The organism is Micromonospora sp. CNZ299 (assembly GCF_002754415.1).
The window spans coordinates 97,750-111,500 of record NZ_PEFG01000001.1 but is presented as its reverse complement, the minus strand read 5'-3'; the positions used below and the strand labels follow the sequence as shown (position 1 = coordinate 111,500).

The following is a 13,751-nucleotide window of genomic DNA, read 5'->3' as shown; positions in this document are numbered from 1 at the left end:
ACATGGACCGTGCTCTCAGCTACTACTCAGGCATTCGTGACACTTTCGACTCACGAGACGGAATCCCCGACACGTCTCATCTGTTGTGTAGGTGTCAGCACCGATGGGCACAGCAGAAGTTACCAGGGGCTGACGGACGTGGGGAATGGCAAGGAACCGGGCAACCGGCGCGAGCGAGGGGACCGTGGGCAACGTGGACAAGAACATCGGCATGCGAACCGACGAGGTTGCCGAGGAGCGCGACCTGGTCGGCGTCTACCTGCACGAGATCTCCCGGACGCCACTGCTGGACGCCGCCAAGGAGGTCGATCTCTCCAAGGCGATCGAGGCGGGCCTCTACGCCGAGCACCTGCTCGGTGAGGACGCCCTCCCCGCCGGTGTCGACCGGGCCGACCTGGAGTGGCTGGTCGTCGAGGGAGAGCGGGCGAAGGACCTCTTCATCCGCGCCAACCTCCGACTGGTCGTATCGATCGCCCGCCGCTACGTGCGCTCGGGCATGCCCATGCTGGACCTGATCCAGGAGGGCAACACCGGCCTGGTCCGGGCGGTCGAGAAGTTCGACTACGAGCGTGGTTACAAGTTCTCCACCTACGCGACCTGGTGGATTCGCCAGGCGATCAGCCGGGCGATCGCCCAGCAGGAGCGCACCGTCCGTCTGCCGGTGCACCTGGTGGAGGACGTCAACCGGATGCGCAACGTGGCCCGGCAGCTGACCCGTGAGCTGGGCGCCGACCCGGAGCCGGAGCAGATCGCCGCGGCCCTCGGCGTCACCGTCGAGCGGGTCAACGAGCTGCGCCGCTGGTCGCAGGACACCGTTTCGCTGGACACCCCGGTGGGCGACGACGGTGACACCAAGCTCGGCGACCTGGTCGCCGACAGTGACGCGCCGTCGCCGGAGGACATCGTCCTCAGCGGTCTGGAGCGGCAGCGCATCGAGGGCCTGCTCAACCACCTCGACGACCGGTCGGCGGGCATCATGCGGGCCCGCTACGGCCTGGAGGACGGCCGGGAGCACTCGCTCACCGAGGTCGCTTCCCGGTTCTCGCTCTCCCGCGAGCGGATCCGACAGTTGGAGATCCAGGCTCTCGGTCGGCTGCGTGAGCTGGCCCGGGCCGAGGGGCTGCAGGCAGCCTGACCTGGTGGTAAATACGGCGAATGGCCGGCGTCCGATAGGGGGACGCCGGCCATTCGCCGTATTCGTCTGCCTAGCGGACCCGACCGTAGCCCTGGATGGGCATCATGTTCATGCCCCGCTTGAGCACGTTGCGACCGGCGCTCGGCGCGTCGATCACCTGGCCGTCGCCCACGTAGAGGGCGACATGCCCGAGCCCGCTGTAGAACACCAGGTCGCCTGGGCGTAGGTCGCCCCGGCCGATGTGCGCGACGGCACTCCACTGCATCCGGGTGTTGTGTGGCAGCGACTTTCCGGCCGCCCGCCAGGCCGCCGAGGTGAGCCCGGAACAGTCGTAGCCGTTGGGCCCATCGGCTGCCCAGACGTACGGCTTGCCCAGCGCGCCGAACGCGTAGCGCACCGCGGCCCCGGCGTCACCTGCCACCGCGGGCACGTTCCTGGCCTCGGCCACCGCGGCCTTGGGTTCGGGTCGCTCGGTGGCCGCCCCGTACGCCTGCTCGCGCAGCTCGTACAGTCTGGCCAGGTCCTGCTCGATCTGCTTCTTGCCTGCCGCGAGCTCACGGGCCTGTGCGGCCTGCCGGGTCAGTGTCGCGTCCAGGCGGGACTTCTCGTCGAGCAGCCGCCGCTGGTCAGCGGTGTAGCTGGAGATGCTCTCCTGCCGCTGGCGGGTCAGTTGGTCGAGCGTGCCGAGGCGGTCCAGGAGCGCGGTGGCACCCTCGGCGCGCAGCAGGGCGTCCGCGGTCCGCAGGCCGCCGGTCTTGTACGCGGTGCTGGCCAGTTTGGCCACGTCGGCCTGGCTCTGCTTGGCCTGCTCTTCGAGTGGGCCGATGCGGGCCTGTAATCGGGCCGCTGCGGCCTCGTTGGTCTTGATCTCCTCACGCAGCTTGTTGTACGACTCGACGACCCGCTCCAACTCGGTCGAGGACGTCTCGATCCGGCGGGTCAGGTCGGCGGGGGACGGCTCGGCGCGAGCCACCGCCGTCGGGGCGATCAGCGCGGCCGACATGCCGGCCAGCGCCACGGTGCGCAGCAGGTTTCTCAGGGATGACAAGAGCGGAAGGCCCCTCTCCCACGGCCGCCGGGGCTGCTGATGCCCTCGGCGACACCGGCCGGGGCCACCCGGGGCGGACGGCACTGGGCCGGACCGGCTCGCCCAACCTAACCCGGGACGGATGTTGCTCGCAGTTGAAGCAGGGGCGAATGTTGGCGAAGTGGCCTGTCGTACCCCTGCGCTGGGTGGCGTCATCGTGGCTGTTGACGCCTGACAGGGGAGGGCGTATCGCCCTTTTGGTGCCCAACTGACGGAAATGCGACTTTCGTCGTTCCGGGCGTATGCCGCCGGAGACCCGCCCCCCATAACCGATAAAACCTGAAATGGATGCTGTTTCTCGGCGATGTCCTGCGGTTGGGGGAGCTGTCGAGAGTCCGCAAATGCCCAGGCCGGCTGGCGTTCTCCCAACACAATGTGAACGGAGCCGGGAATCCCGTCGACCGGTAGCGATGTCATTCAGCGGGTCATCTCGGCCAACCGTCCCCCGCGGGAGGAACCGTGAATCGTGAAGGCGCAGGAACGACGCCGCCGCGAACGGTGCCGGGCGCCCGGTCGACCCTGCTGTACGCACGGCCCGGCATCATCGTGACCGTCGACCGGTTCACCGCCGGTCGAACCAGCTACCAGGTCGCCGACCTGACCCATCTGCGGACCACCCGGGGCCCGCACGACCGGATCGCCGTGCGGGCCGTGGTCATCACCGCCAGCATGCTCGGCGGTGTCGGGCTGTTGCTCGGCTTCACCGGAGGTCTGCACCGCCTGACCGCCGGGGCGTACCTCATCCTGGGTGCGGTGTTCCTGCTTCCGGCCGCGCTCGCCCTGGTGGGCGATCGCTGGCGCCCACCGCCCTACGAGCTGTGGGGGTGGTACCGGGGAACGGAGATGCTGCTGTTCACCGCCGACGACGAACGGCAGTTCGGCCAGGTCACGCGGGCACTGTTACGGGCCCGGGAAGTCAACCGGTACGGCGGCTGGGTCGATCCGCTCGCGTCGGCCGACCCGTGGCGACCCAGTCGTTGACCTGACGGCGGTGGGCCGGCGCCGAGGTGGCGTCGGCCCAGCGGCCACTCAGCGGGCGACCGGCTCCGGAGCCCGCTGCTCCTGCGGCGCGGCCAGCCAGGAGCTGACCCGGCGCTCGGCGTAGAACGAGACGAACGGCACAGTGCCGGCCAGCATCACCAGCAGCATCCGCTTCAGCGGCCAGTCCGCGCGGCGGCTCAGGTCGAACGCGGCCACAAGATAGATCATGTAGAGGAAGCCGTGCGCCGGCCCGATCGTCTCGACCACCACCGCGTTGTCGAACACGTACTTCAGGGGCATGCCGATCACGACCAGCATGATCAGCACCACGCCCACGATCCAGGCGATCACGCGGTACCGGGTAAGGGCAGCGCCCACCGTCGTCCGTCCTTCCGAGCCCGGCTCAGCCGGGATAGTCACCGGGCCGGGCGCCCGGATTGGCGTTCAACCATGACAGGTAGTGGTTGTAGGCGGCCAGGTCGTTGTCCTGGACGGCATCGTCGCTGACCGGCACCCGGGAGACCCGCACCGGTCGGCGCACCGCCGGGCGGGAACCCGTGGTGACAGCCGGCTCCGGCGCGACAGCCGGGTCCGCCGGTGGCGCGTCGGCCTCCGCCGCCCGGTTGCGGGCCAACTTCACCTCGCGCCACCACACGTAGACCACGAAGCCGGCGAAGATCGGCCACTCGACCGCGTACCCCCAGCTCAGGCTGTTGCCGGCCGCGGCTCGGCTGACCTGCCACCAACCCAGCCCGAGAAAACCCACGGTCAGCACGACCATGGCCGCGTGGCGCGCGATCCACGCCGGGGTCCAGAGCCGCCTCATGGCATCGAGGGTACCGGGGACGGCGCCGGTCTCCGACACCGTGTCGTAGCTGACGCGGGTTTGGCGATCCCGCACCTGGGCAATCGTCTAGACGCCAGCCCAAACGAGATCAAGGGGGGCGATCATGACCGGATCGGTACGTGAGGACGGCTTTGCGTCCAGCGGCAGCAGCGACATGAGCCCGGAGCAGCGGGTGCCCGAGTGGGGCGGCGACGACCTCGCCGACCCGGCCGGCTCCACGGGTCTCGACGGCGATCTGCCCGGCATCGACCCGACGGAGTTGACCGACGAGGATCTGATCCGCGAGATGCACAGCCTGCACCGCACCCGCCTCGACACCCTGCGGCACGCGTCGGACTCCGCGCTCGCCAACCACCTGCGACGTACGGCGGAGCTCGAGACCGAGTACCTGGCCCGCCACCCGGGCCGGGAGGTCGACCCCAGCCGCCTGCGGGACGCCTGATGCCGGCGCGCGCCGTGCGCGGCATGTCCGCGCCACCCGAGGTGGTCTTCAACACGGCCACCGACCCTGACCGCGCCTCCGCCTGGCTGCCGGAGCCGCTTCGCGGCGACGGCAGCCCCGCCGCCGAGATCAATGGCGAGGAGTTGCGGGCCCGCTGGGGTGACGGCGACGGCGACGACTGGTCCGCCGAGATCCGGGTGGAGCCCGCGGATTCCGGCGGCGCCCGGATCCAGCTCGACCTGGCCGACGGCTCGGGAGGGGCGGGCCCGGACCAGTTGGCCGACGAAGCGCTCACCAACCTGGCACGCGAGGTCGCCGACAACCTCCAGGCCGGCTGAGCCGGCCACGCGGGACACCACTCCCGTACCACCACGACACATCTGAGGAGACCGGGTGAGCGACACTGGCCTGCGACAAAAGGCGGCACGGTTGCGCCGGGCGTACGCGCCGCACGAACACCGACCGCTCGGCGGCTATCTGGTGGCGATGGGCGCCTACGCCGGGGTGACGGGCGCTCTCGCCGGTCTGGTCAAGGTGACCGGCCGCCCGGTGCCGGAGCGTCCCGCCCCGTCCGACGTGGTGCTGCTCTCCATCGCCACGCACAAGTTGAGCCGGCTGCTGTCCAAGGACGCGGTGACCAGCCCCCTGCGGGCGCCGTTCACCCGTTACGACCGCCCGATCGGCAGCGGCGAGGTGATGGAGCAGGTCCGCGACTCGGGCAGCCCGACCCGGCACGCCATCGGCGAGTTGCTGAGCTGCCCGTTCTGCCTGGCGGTCTGGGTGGCCACCGGGCTGACCGGCGGCCTGGTGCTCGCGCCCCGGCTGACCCGGCTGGTGGCCACCGCCCTGACGGCGGTCGCCGCGTCGGACTTCCTCCAGATGGCGTACGCGACGGCGCAGCAGGCCGCCGAGGGTGGGCACGACGACGACTGAGCAGTCGAGGACAACGACAGCGGGGGCCGGCGCATGCCGGCCCCCGCTGTCGAATGTCGTACGTCTCAGCGCTGCATGCCGGACCAGCCGTGCGGCGACTCCGGCTCCCGTTCGTCCTCGTCCGCCCCGGTGATGATGTCCCGGTCCACGGCGGTGCGGTCGTGTTCGTTGGCGAAGTCGGGCTCAGGCGTGGTGTCCCTGCCCTTCGGCGGCTGACCCAGCGCCGGCATTTCCTCGTCGTGGTCCTCGCGGTCGGTCATGTCGGTGTCCCTTCTGCGGTCGCTCACCCGATCGAACCGCCCAGCAGGTCGCTGGCCTCGTCCACCGCGTACTCGCCCTCGGGCAGCGCGTCGATGCGGGCGAGCAGGTCCGGCGGGAGCTCGGCAGCCACCGCCCGGCGGTAGATCTCGGCCTGGGTGACCCGCTCCTGCGCCCGGTAGATGTCGTCGAGCAGGTCGTCGAGGGCCCGGGTGTCCGGCTCGCCGGACACGGATGCGTCGTCGGTCACCTCGATCAGCTACCCGGGGCGGAATCGGTCAAACGTCACGCCGGGGGGCCTGTCGCACCTCTGGCTCTGGTGGCCCGCCCACAGACAGCGCCGCCCCCGACCTTGTGGGTCGGGGGCGGCGCTGGTGTCGGTGTGCAGGTCGCCTCTCGGCGAGTGGCACTACGCGGCTCCAGCCGGACGGTATTCCGCGAAGGCTATTTAGGTGAGGCCCGGGGACACTGGACACACCGACACCCCTGTCAACGAGCCGACCCCCGTCGGTGTTCCGTGCCCTCGGGTGGCGGCCGTCACACCGTCGTCGGCAGGGTGGCCCTGCGGGCCCGCACTGCGGAGGCCAGGTGGTCGAGCACCTCGGCGGTGTCGTCCCAACCGAGGCAGGCGTCGGTGACCGAGCGGCCGTACTCCAGCTCCCGGGTGGGGTCGAGCTCCTGCCGGCCCGGCAACAGGAACGACTCCAGCATCACGCCGGTGATCCCACGCTGGCCGGCGGCCAGTTGGGCGGCCACGTCCGCGGCGACCTTCGGCTGGTTGCGGTGGTCCTTGCCGCTGTTGGCGTGACTGGCGTCGATCACCAGCCGCTCCGGCAGGTCGGCTGCGCGGAGCAGGTCGAGCGCGTCGGCGACCGACTCGGCGTCGTAGTTGGGCCGGCCGCCGCCGCCGCGCAGCACCAGGTGCCCATCCGTGTTCCCACGGGTGTGCATGATCGCCGGGGTGCCGGAGAAGTCGATGCCGGGAAAGACGTGCGGCACCCCGGCGGCGCGGATCGCGTCCACGGCCGTGCCGATGCTGCCGTCGGGGCGGTTCTTCATGCCGATCGGCATGGACAGGCCGGAGGCGAGCTGCCTGTGCACCTGGCTCTCCACGGTGCGGGCACCGATCGCGCCCCAGGCCACCGTGTCCGCGATGTACTGCGGGGTGATCGGGTCGAGGAACTCGCAGCCCACCGGTAGGCCGAGACGCAGCACGTCGAGCAGCAGCGCCCGGGCCAGCCGTAGGCCGGTGTTGACGTCTCCACTGCCGTCCAGGCCCGGGTCGTTGATCAGGCCCTTCCAGCCGACGGTGGAGCGCGGCTTCTCGAAGTAGACCCGCATGACGATCAGCAGGTCGTCAGCCACCCGGTCGGCGGCACCGCGCAGACGCTCGGCGTAGTCGAGGGCGGCGGCCGGATCATGCACCGAGCAGGGGCCGACCACCACCAGCAGGCGGTCGTCCTCGCGGTCGAGCACCCGACCCACCGCGCGGCGGCCGGTCAGCACGGCCGAGGCGAGCGGGGCGTCCAGGGGTAACTCGTGGTGCAGGAGGGCGGGCGTGGTCAACGGCACGACACGGTCGATCCGCTGATCGCTGACCCGATTGGTCTCCGGGGTCGTCACGGTGGGCATCCTTCCGCCGACCGTGCCCGGGGCCGGTGCCCGGGACGAGCCGGCTGCTCGTACGCAAAAGGGCAGGAACGACAGCTCCTGCCCAGCCGGCTCGGTCCGTGGTGACGTCAGTTCATGGTGAAGTCACCGGCGTGCGAGCCGGCTGCCTAAACCATCGATAGGAACGCGTCACCGGGCCAGCGTACCCGACCGGGCGGGAACCTCCGGCCGTCGTCCCAAGATGCGGGGCGGAGGCAGCGTGCCGGGGACGAGGTCGGGGTAACAGGGGTGCCATGACCAACGAGCAGAGCGATCAGGACCGGGTGGAGTCCCGCGCCCACCACCTCCTGCCCGAGGAGGAGGCAGTGGGCAGCGACGACCCGGAGGCGCAGGCGGAGGCGATCCTCGCCGAGTCGGACATCCGCGAGGCGGACCAGAACGCCGCCCCGGACACCGTGCTGGAACGTCGTACCTCGGATCAGACGGTGGTCGCGGTCGAGCCGCCGGACTGAGCTGTCGCACCACGTGCCCGGCGTGACCCCCGGTAGGTCTGCTCGCGCAGCCAGGCCAGCGGACCTGCCACCCGCAGCTCGGGTGGCAGGTTGCGCACCGGGTCGAACGCGAGCGCGGCGTCCTCCTCGGCGCTGAGCTGCGCACCGAAGCTGACCTGCCCCACCGGCCGCCACGACCCCACGGCGGACGCGACCGCGAGCACCAGACGCGGCGTGTCCGCCCGGGTCGCGGCGGCCACCGTGCTCAGGCTGCGCCCCAGGCCGACCGAGTCGGGGTCGGCCAGCGCGGCCAGCCAGATCCGGCGACGGCCCACGCGGTAACACATGATCGTGGTGTACGTCCCGGTGAAGCGGCGCCGGGGCAGCGGCAGGTTGCGCAGCAGCGGGGCCGCGCCGCTGGAACTGACCAGCAGGTCGAAGGGACGCTCGCCGTCGCGGTGCAGGCGCAGCGCGAGACCCAGCACGTCCGGCCAACTGCCGGGCGTCGGCGTGCCCTTGGAGATCCGGACGGTGGCCCGGTACCGGCCGGGCTCGTCCAGCAGACCGACACCGACGGGTGGTCCGGGCGTACCCCAGATCATCGTCTCGCCGGCGAAAGAGTGACCGGCCGGATGCAGCAGCCGGCCGTGGCGCCGCCGGCCGAGCGCGGCGCTGGCGCGTTCGACGGCGGTGGCGGCCCAGCCGGCGGACGGGGGCGGGGTGACGGTCATGCCCCTCCGTTACCCCGCGCGGCGGCCCCGATGCGGCGGGTCGGCTCGCCGACCGACCGCACGTCACCTTTCCGCCCGTGAGATCGGATAGCGTCGGGGCATGCCCGACAGCGGTTACCCCTGGCCCATCGAGACGTCCCGACTGGACAACGGCCTGCGCGTGGTGGTGAGTGAGGACCGCACGGCGCCGGCCGTGGCCGTCAACCTCTGGTACGACGTCGGCTCCCGGCACGAGCCGGCCGGGCAGACCGGCTTCGCCCATCTCTTCGAGCACCTGATGTTCGAGGGTTCGGTGAACGTGGCGAAGACCGAGCACATGAAGCTGATCCAGGGCTCCGGCGGCTCGCTCAACGCCACCACCAATCCGGACCGGACCAACTACTTCGAGACGGTGCCGGCCGAGCATCTGGAGCTTGCTCTCTGGCTGGAGGCCGACCGGATGGGCGGCCTGGTCCCGGCGCTCACCCAGGAGACGCTGGACAACCAGCGCGACGTGGTCAAGAACGAGCGCCGGCAGCGCTACGAGAACGTCCCGTACGGGGACGCCTGGCTGCGGTTGCTGCCCCTGCTCTACCCGCCGGGGCACCCGTACCATCACGCGACGATCGGCTCGATGGCCGACCTGAACGCCGCCGACCTCGCCACCTTCCAGGCGTTCCACCAGACCTACTACGCGCCCAACAACGCGGTGCTCACCGTGGTCGGCGACGCAACCGCCTCGGATGTGTTCGCACTGGCCGACAAGTATTTCGGGGCCCTTCCCGCGCGCGACGACATCCCGTCGGCCCCGGACGGCCGCAGTGTCCCGGCCACCGGGCAGACGGCCGTCGAGTCGGTGAGCGCCGACGTGCCGGCGCCCCGGGTGTACATCGCCCACCGCAGCTACCCGTTCGGCACCCCCGGCTACAACGTGATCACCGTGCTCGCCACCATCCTCGGCAGCGGTCGGGGCAGCCGGCTCTACCAGCGGCTCGCCGACGGTGAGCGGATCGCCCAGCCGGACCTGGTCGGGGCGTACGGGGTGGACCTCGCGCACGCCCCGGCGCCGCTGATCGCCACCGCCACCGCCCGCCCCGGAGTGAGCGCCGAGCGGCTCGCCGAAGGGCTGGCCGAGGTCGTCGACGAGCTGGCCACGGTGCCGGTCACCGCCGCGGAGCTGGACCGGGCCAAGGCGCTGCTCAGCACCGGGTGGTGGCGTCAGCTGTCCACCGTGGACGGCCGCGCGGACCTGCTCGGCCGGTACGCCACGCAGTTCGGCGACCCGGCCCGCATCGCCGACCAGTTGCCGGGCCTGCTCGCGGTGACCGCCGAGCAGATCGCCGAGGCCGCCGCCGAGGTGCTCGCCACCGACCGGGTGGTCCTGACCTACCTGCCCGAGGAGACCTCATGACGCTGATCGCCGACCGTCCCGGCCCGGGCGCCGCCCGCCCGTACCGGTTTCCGCCGGTGGTCCGCCGCACGGTGGCCGGCGGCCAGGTCGTCGCCGCGCACCTGCCCGGGCAGAACCTCGCCGTGGCGCTGCTGCTGCTCGACGTGGGCGCGGGCCAGGAGCCGGTCGGCAAGGAGGGCCTGTCCGGTGTGCTGGCGAAGGCGTTGGAGGAGGGGACCGCGCAACGGGACGCCGCCGCGTACGCCCTCGCCGTCGAGGGGCTCGGCACCGCGTTGATGACCGGGCTGGACTGGGACTCGTTCCAGGCCAGCGTGGTGATCCCGGTGGACCGGCTCAGCGCGGCCGTGGAGCTGCTCGCCGAGGCGGTGCGGACGCCCAAGCTGGACCCCGCCGATGTGCGCCGGGTCCGCGACGACGAGGCGACCGCACTCCGGATGGACTGGGCCAACCCGGGCCCGCGCGCCGACGCCGCGCTGCGCGCGGACCTGTTCGGCGCGGAGAACCGCTGGGGACGGCCGATGCACGGCGACCCGGACTCGGTCGCCGGGTTGGACGTGGAGGACGTCACGGTCTTCCACTCCGAGTGGTTCCTGCGCCCCGGCACCCTGATCGTCGCCGGTGACCTGGACCGGATCGACCTGGACGCGCTCGCCGCCGCGGCGTTCGCCGGCACCGGCGGCGGCCCGGCCGAGCGGGGCGGCCCGCTCGACGTGCCGCTGCACACCGGCCGGCGGATCATCCTGGTGGACCGTCCCGGCTCGGTGCAGTCGACGCTGCGACTGGGTCACCCGTCGCCGCACCGGGCACACCCCGACCACGTGCCGATGACGCTCGCCGGCACGGTGCTCGGCGGGGCGTTCACCTCCCGGCTCAACCACCTGCTGCGCGAGGTGCACGGTTACACGTACGGCATCCGGGGCGACTTCGCGTCGTCCCGGCGGTTCGGGCGGTTCGCGGTCAGCTCCGGCGTGCAGACGGCGGTCACCGCGCCGGCCCTGGTCGAGGCGGTCGGCGAGATCACCCGTACCCAGGCCAGCGGGGTCACCGAGGACGAGCTGGAGGTGGCGCGGTCCTGGCGGGCGGGGCAGCTCTCCGTCGAGTTGCAGAGCCCTCGGGCGATCGCCTCCGCGTTGACCACGCTGGTGGTGCATGACCTGCCGGACGACTACCACGCCCGTCTGCGGGAGTCGCTGCTCGCCGCCGACGTGGACCAGGTCTCCGCAGCGGCGGCCACCCACCTGCACCCGGACGCGCTGACCCTGGTCATCGAAGGCGACGCCGCGGTCATCCGCGACGACCTGACGGCGGCAAACCTGGGCGACCTGATCACCAACCCCAACCCCTGACCCCGCCCGCCCTCCTGCCCCCACCCGCCGTTGATCAAGAGATTTGCGTCAAACCAAGCGCGATTTCTGACGCAAACCTCTTGATCACGGGGGAGGGCACCGAGGGGTGGTGGGGCGGTCGGGGATGGGTTTTTGCGGTGGGGTGGGTGTGATGCGGGCCTGGGGCGTGGGAAAGGGCTCCCGGTTGCGGTGGTGGGCTGGGTAGCCTCGCGAGCATGAGGATCGGCATTGTGGGGTCCACCGGCCAGGTCGGTGGCGTGATGCGGCAGGTGCTGGCGGAACGGAAGTTCCCGGCGGAGCAGGTGCGGTTGTTCGCCTCGGCGCGGTCGGCCGGGCGGACACTGCCGTGGCGCGACGGTGAGGTGACAGTCGAGGACGCCGCGACCGCGGACTACTCCGGCCTGGACATCGTGCTCTTCTCGGCCGGTAAGGGCACGGCACGGGAGCTGGCACCCCGGGTCGCCGAGGCCGGCGCCGTGGTGATCGACAACTCCTCGGCGTTCCGGATGGACCCGCAGGTGCCGCTGGTGGTCGCCGAGGTCAACCCGCACGCGGCCCTCGACCGCCCGAAGGGCATCATCGCCAACCCCAACTGCACCACGATGGCCGCGATGCCGGTGCTGCGCCCGCTGCACGCCGAGGCTGGTCTGATCGGCCTGGTCGTCTCCACGTACCAGGCGGTCTCCGGTGCCGGGCTGGCCGGCGTCGCCGAGCTGGACGAGCAGGTCCGCAAGGTCGCCGAGCACGCCGCGGGGCTGGCCTTCGACGGCTCGGCCGTGGAGTTTCCCGCGCCGCGCTCGTTCACCCAGCCGATCGCCTTCAACGTGCTCCCGCTGGCCGGCTCGATCGTCGACGACGGCTCGTTCGAGACCGACGAGGAGCAGAAGCTGCGCAACGAGAGCCGCAAGATCCTCGAAATCCCCGACCTGAAGGTGTCCGGCACCTGCGTCCGGGTGCCGGTCTTCACCGGTCACTCGTTGCAGATCAACGCCCGGTTCGCCCGGCCGCTCACCCCGCAGCGCGCACACGAGCTGCTGGCCGACGCGCCCGGTGTGGCGCTGACCGACGTGCCGACGCCGTTGCAGGCCGCCGGGCAGGACCCGACGTACGTGGGACGGATCCGCGCCGACGAGACCGCTGATTACGGGCTGGCCCTGTTCTGCTCCAACGACAACCTGCGTAAGGGCGCTGCGCTGAACGCGGTGCAGATCGCCGAGCTGGTCGCCGCCGAACGCCGCTGACCGTCGTCGTCACCGGGCCCTCGCCGCACGTCGGCGGGGGCCCGGTCCCGTTCCTGGCGGCCTCCTGCGACGATCGGCCGGTCGTGCTTGGATGGGACGAAGCCGATCGATCGTCCCACCTGGAGGAACCCGTGCCGGATGACCGCGTCCAGCAGGCGTTGACCGATCTGGTCGCCGGGGGCTCGATGGGCGTCCTCGCCACGATCAAGCGGGACGGGCGGCCACAGCTGTCCACAGTGGTCTACTCCTTCGACCGCGGCGCCGGCCTGATCCGGGTCTCGGTCACCGGCGGCCGGGCCAAGACCGCCAACCTGCGCCGGGACCCCCGGGCCAGCTTCCACGTCGGCAGCGAGGACGGCTGGGCGTACGCGGTGGTCGAGTGCCGCGCCGAGCTGACCGCGCCGGCCGCCGAGCCCGGCGACGAGACCGTCGAGGAGTTGGTGGCGCTCTACCGAGGGCTGCGCGGCGACCACCCCGACTGGGACGAATACCGCCAGGCCATGGTCGACGAGGCGCGGCTGGTGCTGCGCCTGCACGTGGAGCGCATCTACGGGATGCCGCCCCGGGGCTGACGCGCCCGTCGCTGCCGGTCAGCCCGGTTCGATCACGGTCACCCCGGGCCAGCGCTGCGCGGGTCGGTGCCGGGCCAACCGCTGCCGGGACCGGGCCACGTCCACCCGGGCCGGGTTGTGCCGCCAGACCCCGCCCAGCAGATCCGCCAGACCGTACGGGGCGCAGACCTCCAGGCGGTCGGCCGGGTCCAGCCGGACGACCACCGCCGTCGCGTACTCCGGCCAGGTGGCCACCGCCTCGGCCACGCTGCGGTACGGCTCGATCGGGTCGCCGCCGAACCTCGCCGCGTACCAGGTGTGCACCGCCGCCTGGTTGCGTGCCTGCCACGGCGGGTCGGGCCATGCCGCCGTCAGGCGGGCGGTGGCGCGGTGGTCGTCGTCGCGGGTCAGCCTCGTCGGGTCGAAGAAGACCACGTCCACGTCCCGGACCATCGTCGGATCGAACCCGTCGCCGTACCGCTCGCCCCAGACCAGGTCGCGCAGGGCGCCCGCGCCGATCCAGGCGTCCGGCAGCCCGGAGTCACGCACCACTGTCAGTGCCCGGGTGAGCCAGGCGCAGCCGGCGACCAACTCCCGCAACTCCTGCTCGCCCGTCGTCATCGGCCCACGGTAGGCAGCGGCACCAGGCGGTGGGAACGCGACGCGCGGGGTGCGTCGTCCGCCGCGGGGTATACCGCCCTCCCGTG

The 13,751-nt window shown here is 71.9% G+C and carries 18 protein-coding genes; 10 read left to right on the top strand and 8 right to left on the bottom strand.

Annotation, left to right across the window (positions count from 1 at the left end; genetic code table 11):
• The first annotated feature begins 145 nt into the window (after positions 1–145).
• Positions 146–1,135, top strand: coding sequence for a sigma-70 family RNA polymerase sigma factor (locus CLT68_RS00610; RefSeq protein ID WP_088949840.1), 990 nt, complete (start codon positions 146–148; stop codon positions 1,133–1,135).
• 70 nt (positions 1,136–1,205) lie between these two features.
• Here the strand turns inward: CLT68_RS00610 and CLT68_RS00605 are convergent, their stop codons facing one another.
• The gene (locus tag CLT68_RS00605) at positions 1,206–2,183 is read right to left on the bottom strand and encodes a C40 family peptidase (RefSeq protein WP_099848085.1); all 978 of its coding nucleotides are present in this window, start codon (positions 2,181–2,183) and stop codon (positions 1,206–1,208) included.
• Positions 2,184–2,681: 498 nt separating this feature from the next.
• On the opposite strand from CLT68_RS00605, the gene CLT68_RS00600 reads away from it, so the two are divergent.
• Positions 2,682–3,203 (top strand): DUF6232 family protein, encoded by a 522-nt coding sequence (locus CLT68_RS00600; protein WP_088949838.1) that lies wholly within the window; start codon positions 2,682–2,684, stop codon positions 3,201–3,203.
• A 48-nt stretch (positions 3,204–3,251) separates the two neighbouring features.
• On the opposite strand, the gene CLT68_RS00595 is transcribed toward CLT68_RS00600, so the two are convergent.
• Both CLT68_RS00595 and CLT68_RS00590 read right to left on the bottom strand, forming a co-directional pair.
• Positions 3,252–3,581 carry a DUF3817 domain-containing protein gene (locus tag CLT68_RS00595; RefSeq protein WP_088949837.1) on the bottom strand — a complete coding sequence of 110 codons (330 nt, stop codon included), beginning with the start codon at positions 3,579–3,581 and terminating at the stop codon, positions 3,252–3,254.
• Positions 3,582–3,606: 25 nt separating this feature from the next.
• Entirely contained in the window at positions 3,607–4,029 is a 423-nt protein-coding gene (locus CLT68_RS00590) for a hypothetical protein (protein ID WP_199176957.1), read from the bottom strand.
• Between the two features lie 121 nt (positions 4,030–4,150).
• On the opposite strand from CLT68_RS00590, the gene CLT68_RS00585 reads away from it, so the two are divergent.
• From CLT68_RS00585 to CLT68_RS00575, 3 genes are read left to right on the top strand one after another with little or no spacing between them, the layout of a single operon-like run.
• Entirely contained in the window at positions 4,151–4,492 is a 342-nt protein-coding gene (locus tag CLT68_RS00585; RefSeq protein ID WP_370453105.1) for a DUF6158 family protein, read from the top strand.
• Positions 4,492–4,830 (top strand): SRPBCC family protein, encoded by a 339-nt coding sequence (locus CLT68_RS00580; protein ID WP_099848083.1) that lies wholly within the window; start codon positions 4,492–4,494, stop codon positions 4,828–4,830. Before CLT68_RS00585 ends, CLT68_RS00580 begins: the two co-directional genes overlap by 1 nt.
• Positions 4,831–4,885: 55 nt before the next feature.
• Entirely contained in the window at positions 4,886–5,425 is a 540-nt protein-coding gene (locus CLT68_RS00575) for a DUF1360 domain-containing protein (protein ID WP_088949833.1), read from the top strand.
• Positions 5,426–5,490: 65 nt separating this feature from the next.
• On the opposite strand, the gene CLT68_RS00570 is transcribed toward CLT68_RS00575, so the two are convergent.
• The 3 genes from CLT68_RS00570 to CLT68_RS00560 form a co-directional block, all read right to left on the bottom strand.
• Complete coding sequence (locus CLT68_RS00570; protein WP_099848081.1) at positions 5,491–5,685, bottom strand: hypothetical protein; 195 nt, start codon at positions 5,683–5,685, stop codon at positions 5,491–5,493.
• Between the two features lie 23 nt (positions 5,686–5,708).
• The gene (locus CLT68_RS00565; RefSeq protein ID WP_218907803.1) at positions 5,709–5,942 is read right to left on the bottom strand and encodes a hypothetical protein; all 234 of its coding nucleotides are present in this window, start codon (positions 5,940–5,942) and stop codon (positions 5,709–5,711) included.
• Positions 5,943–6,220: 278 nt separating this feature from the next.
• A complete protein-coding gene (locus CLT68_RS00560; protein ID WP_099848079.1) occupies positions 6,221–7,315 on the bottom strand; it encodes a 3-deoxy-7-phosphoheptulonate synthase in 1,095 nt (364 codons plus the stop codon).
• 272 nt (positions 7,316–7,587) lie between these two features.
• On the opposite strand from CLT68_RS00560, the gene CLT68_RS00555 reads away from it, so the two are divergent.
• Complete coding sequence (locus tag CLT68_RS00555; protein ID WP_088949827.1) at positions 7,588–7,806, top strand: hypothetical protein; 219 nt, start codon at positions 7,588–7,590, stop codon at positions 7,804–7,806.
• Here the strand turns inward: CLT68_RS00555 and CLT68_RS00550 are convergent.
• Positions 7,773–8,516 (bottom strand): phosphodiesterase, encoded by a 744-nt coding sequence (locus CLT68_RS00550; RefSeq protein WP_088949826.1) that lies wholly within the window; start codon positions 8,514–8,516, stop codon positions 7,773–7,775. The two genes, CLT68_RS00555 and CLT68_RS00550, sit on opposite strands and share 34 nt — an antisense overlap.
• A gap of 100 nt (positions 8,517–8,616) precedes the next feature.
• Between CLT68_RS00550 and CLT68_RS00545 the strand changes: the two genes are divergently transcribed.
• The 4 genes from CLT68_RS00545 to CLT68_RS00530 all read left to right on the top strand — a co-directional run bounded on the left by CLT68_RS00545 (position 8,617) and on the right by CLT68_RS00530 (position 13,065).
• Positions 8,617–9,906, top strand: a complete 1,290-nt coding sequence (locus tag CLT68_RS00545; protein WP_088949825.1) for a M16 family metallopeptidase — start codon at positions 8,617–8,619, stop codon at positions 9,904–9,906.
• A complete protein-coding gene (locus tag CLT68_RS00540; protein WP_099848078.1) occupies positions 9,903–11,252 on the top strand; it encodes a M16 family metallopeptidase in 1,350 nt (449 codons plus the stop codon). The genes CLT68_RS00545 and CLT68_RS00540 overlap by 4 nt, the downstream gene beginning before the upstream one ends.
• Positions 11,253–11,467: 215 nt before the next feature.
• Positions 11,468–12,493, top strand: a complete 1,026-nt coding sequence (locus CLT68_RS00535; RefSeq protein ID WP_088949823.1) for an aspartate-semialdehyde dehydrogenase — start codon at positions 11,468–11,470, stop codon at positions 12,491–12,493.
• Between the two features lie 131 nt (positions 12,494–12,624).
• The gene (locus tag CLT68_RS00530; protein ID WP_099848076.1) at positions 12,625–13,065 is read left to right on the top strand and encodes a PPOX class F420-dependent oxidoreductase; all 441 of its coding nucleotides are present in this window, start codon (positions 12,625–12,627) and stop codon (positions 13,063–13,065) included.
• A gap of 18 nt (positions 13,066–13,083) precedes the next feature.
• Here CLT68_RS00530 and CLT68_RS00525 read toward each other — a convergent pair whose 3' ends face one another.
• Positions 13,084–13,665 carry a nucleotidyltransferase family protein gene (locus CLT68_RS00525; RefSeq protein ID WP_099848074.1) on the bottom strand — a complete coding sequence of 194 codons (582 nt, stop codon included), beginning with the start codon at positions 13,663–13,665 and terminating at the stop codon, positions 13,084–13,086.
• Between the last annotated feature and the right edge of the window lie 86 nt (positions 13,666–13,751).

Bases quoted from the DNA above. Each gene is read 5' to 3' on its own strand.
- CLT68_RS00580 (WP_099848083.1), top strand. From the start codon at position 4,492: ATGCCGGCGCGCGCCGTGCGCGGCATGTCCGCGCCACCCGAGGTGGTC.
- CLT68_RS00590 (WP_199176957.1), bottom strand. From the start codon at position 4,029: ATGAGGCGGCTCTGGACCCCGGCGTGGATCGCGCGCCACGCGGCCATG.
- CLT68_RS00525 (WP_099848074.1), bottom strand. From the start codon at position 13,665: ATGACGACGGGCGAGCAGGAGTTGCGGGAGTTGGTCGCCGGCTGCGCC.
- CLT68_RS00540 (WP_099848078.1), top strand. From the start codon at position 9,903: ATGACGCTGATCGCCGACCGTCCCGGCCCGGGCGCCGCCCGCCCGTAC.
- CLT68_RS00555 (WP_088949827.1), top strand. From the start codon at position 7,588: ATGACCAACGAGCAGAGCGATCAGGACCGGGTGGAGTCCCGCGCCCAC.
- CLT68_RS00550 (WP_088949826.1), bottom strand. From the start codon at position 8,516: ATGACCGTCACCCCGCCCCCGTCCGCCGGCTGGGCCGCCACCGCCGTC.
- CLT68_RS00570 (WP_099848081.1), bottom strand. From the start codon at position 5,685: ATGACCGACCGCGAGGACCACGACGAGGAAATGCCGGCGCTGGGTCAG.
- CLT68_RS00535 (WP_088949823.1), top strand. From the start codon at position 11,468: ATGAGGATCGGCATTGTGGGGTCCACCGGCCAGGTCGGTGGCGTGATG.
- CLT68_RS00560 (WP_099848079.1), bottom strand. From the start codon at position 7,315: ATGCCCACCGTGACGACCCCGGAGACCAATCGGGTCAGCGATCAGCGG.
- CLT68_RS00545 (WP_088949825.1), top strand. From the start codon at position 8,617: ATGCCCGACAGCGGTTACCCCTGGCCCATCGAGACGTCCCGACTGGAC.
- CLT68_RS00610 (WP_088949840.1), top strand. From the start codon at position 146: ATGGCAAGGAACCGGGCAACCGGCGCGAGCGAGGGGACCGTGGGCAAC.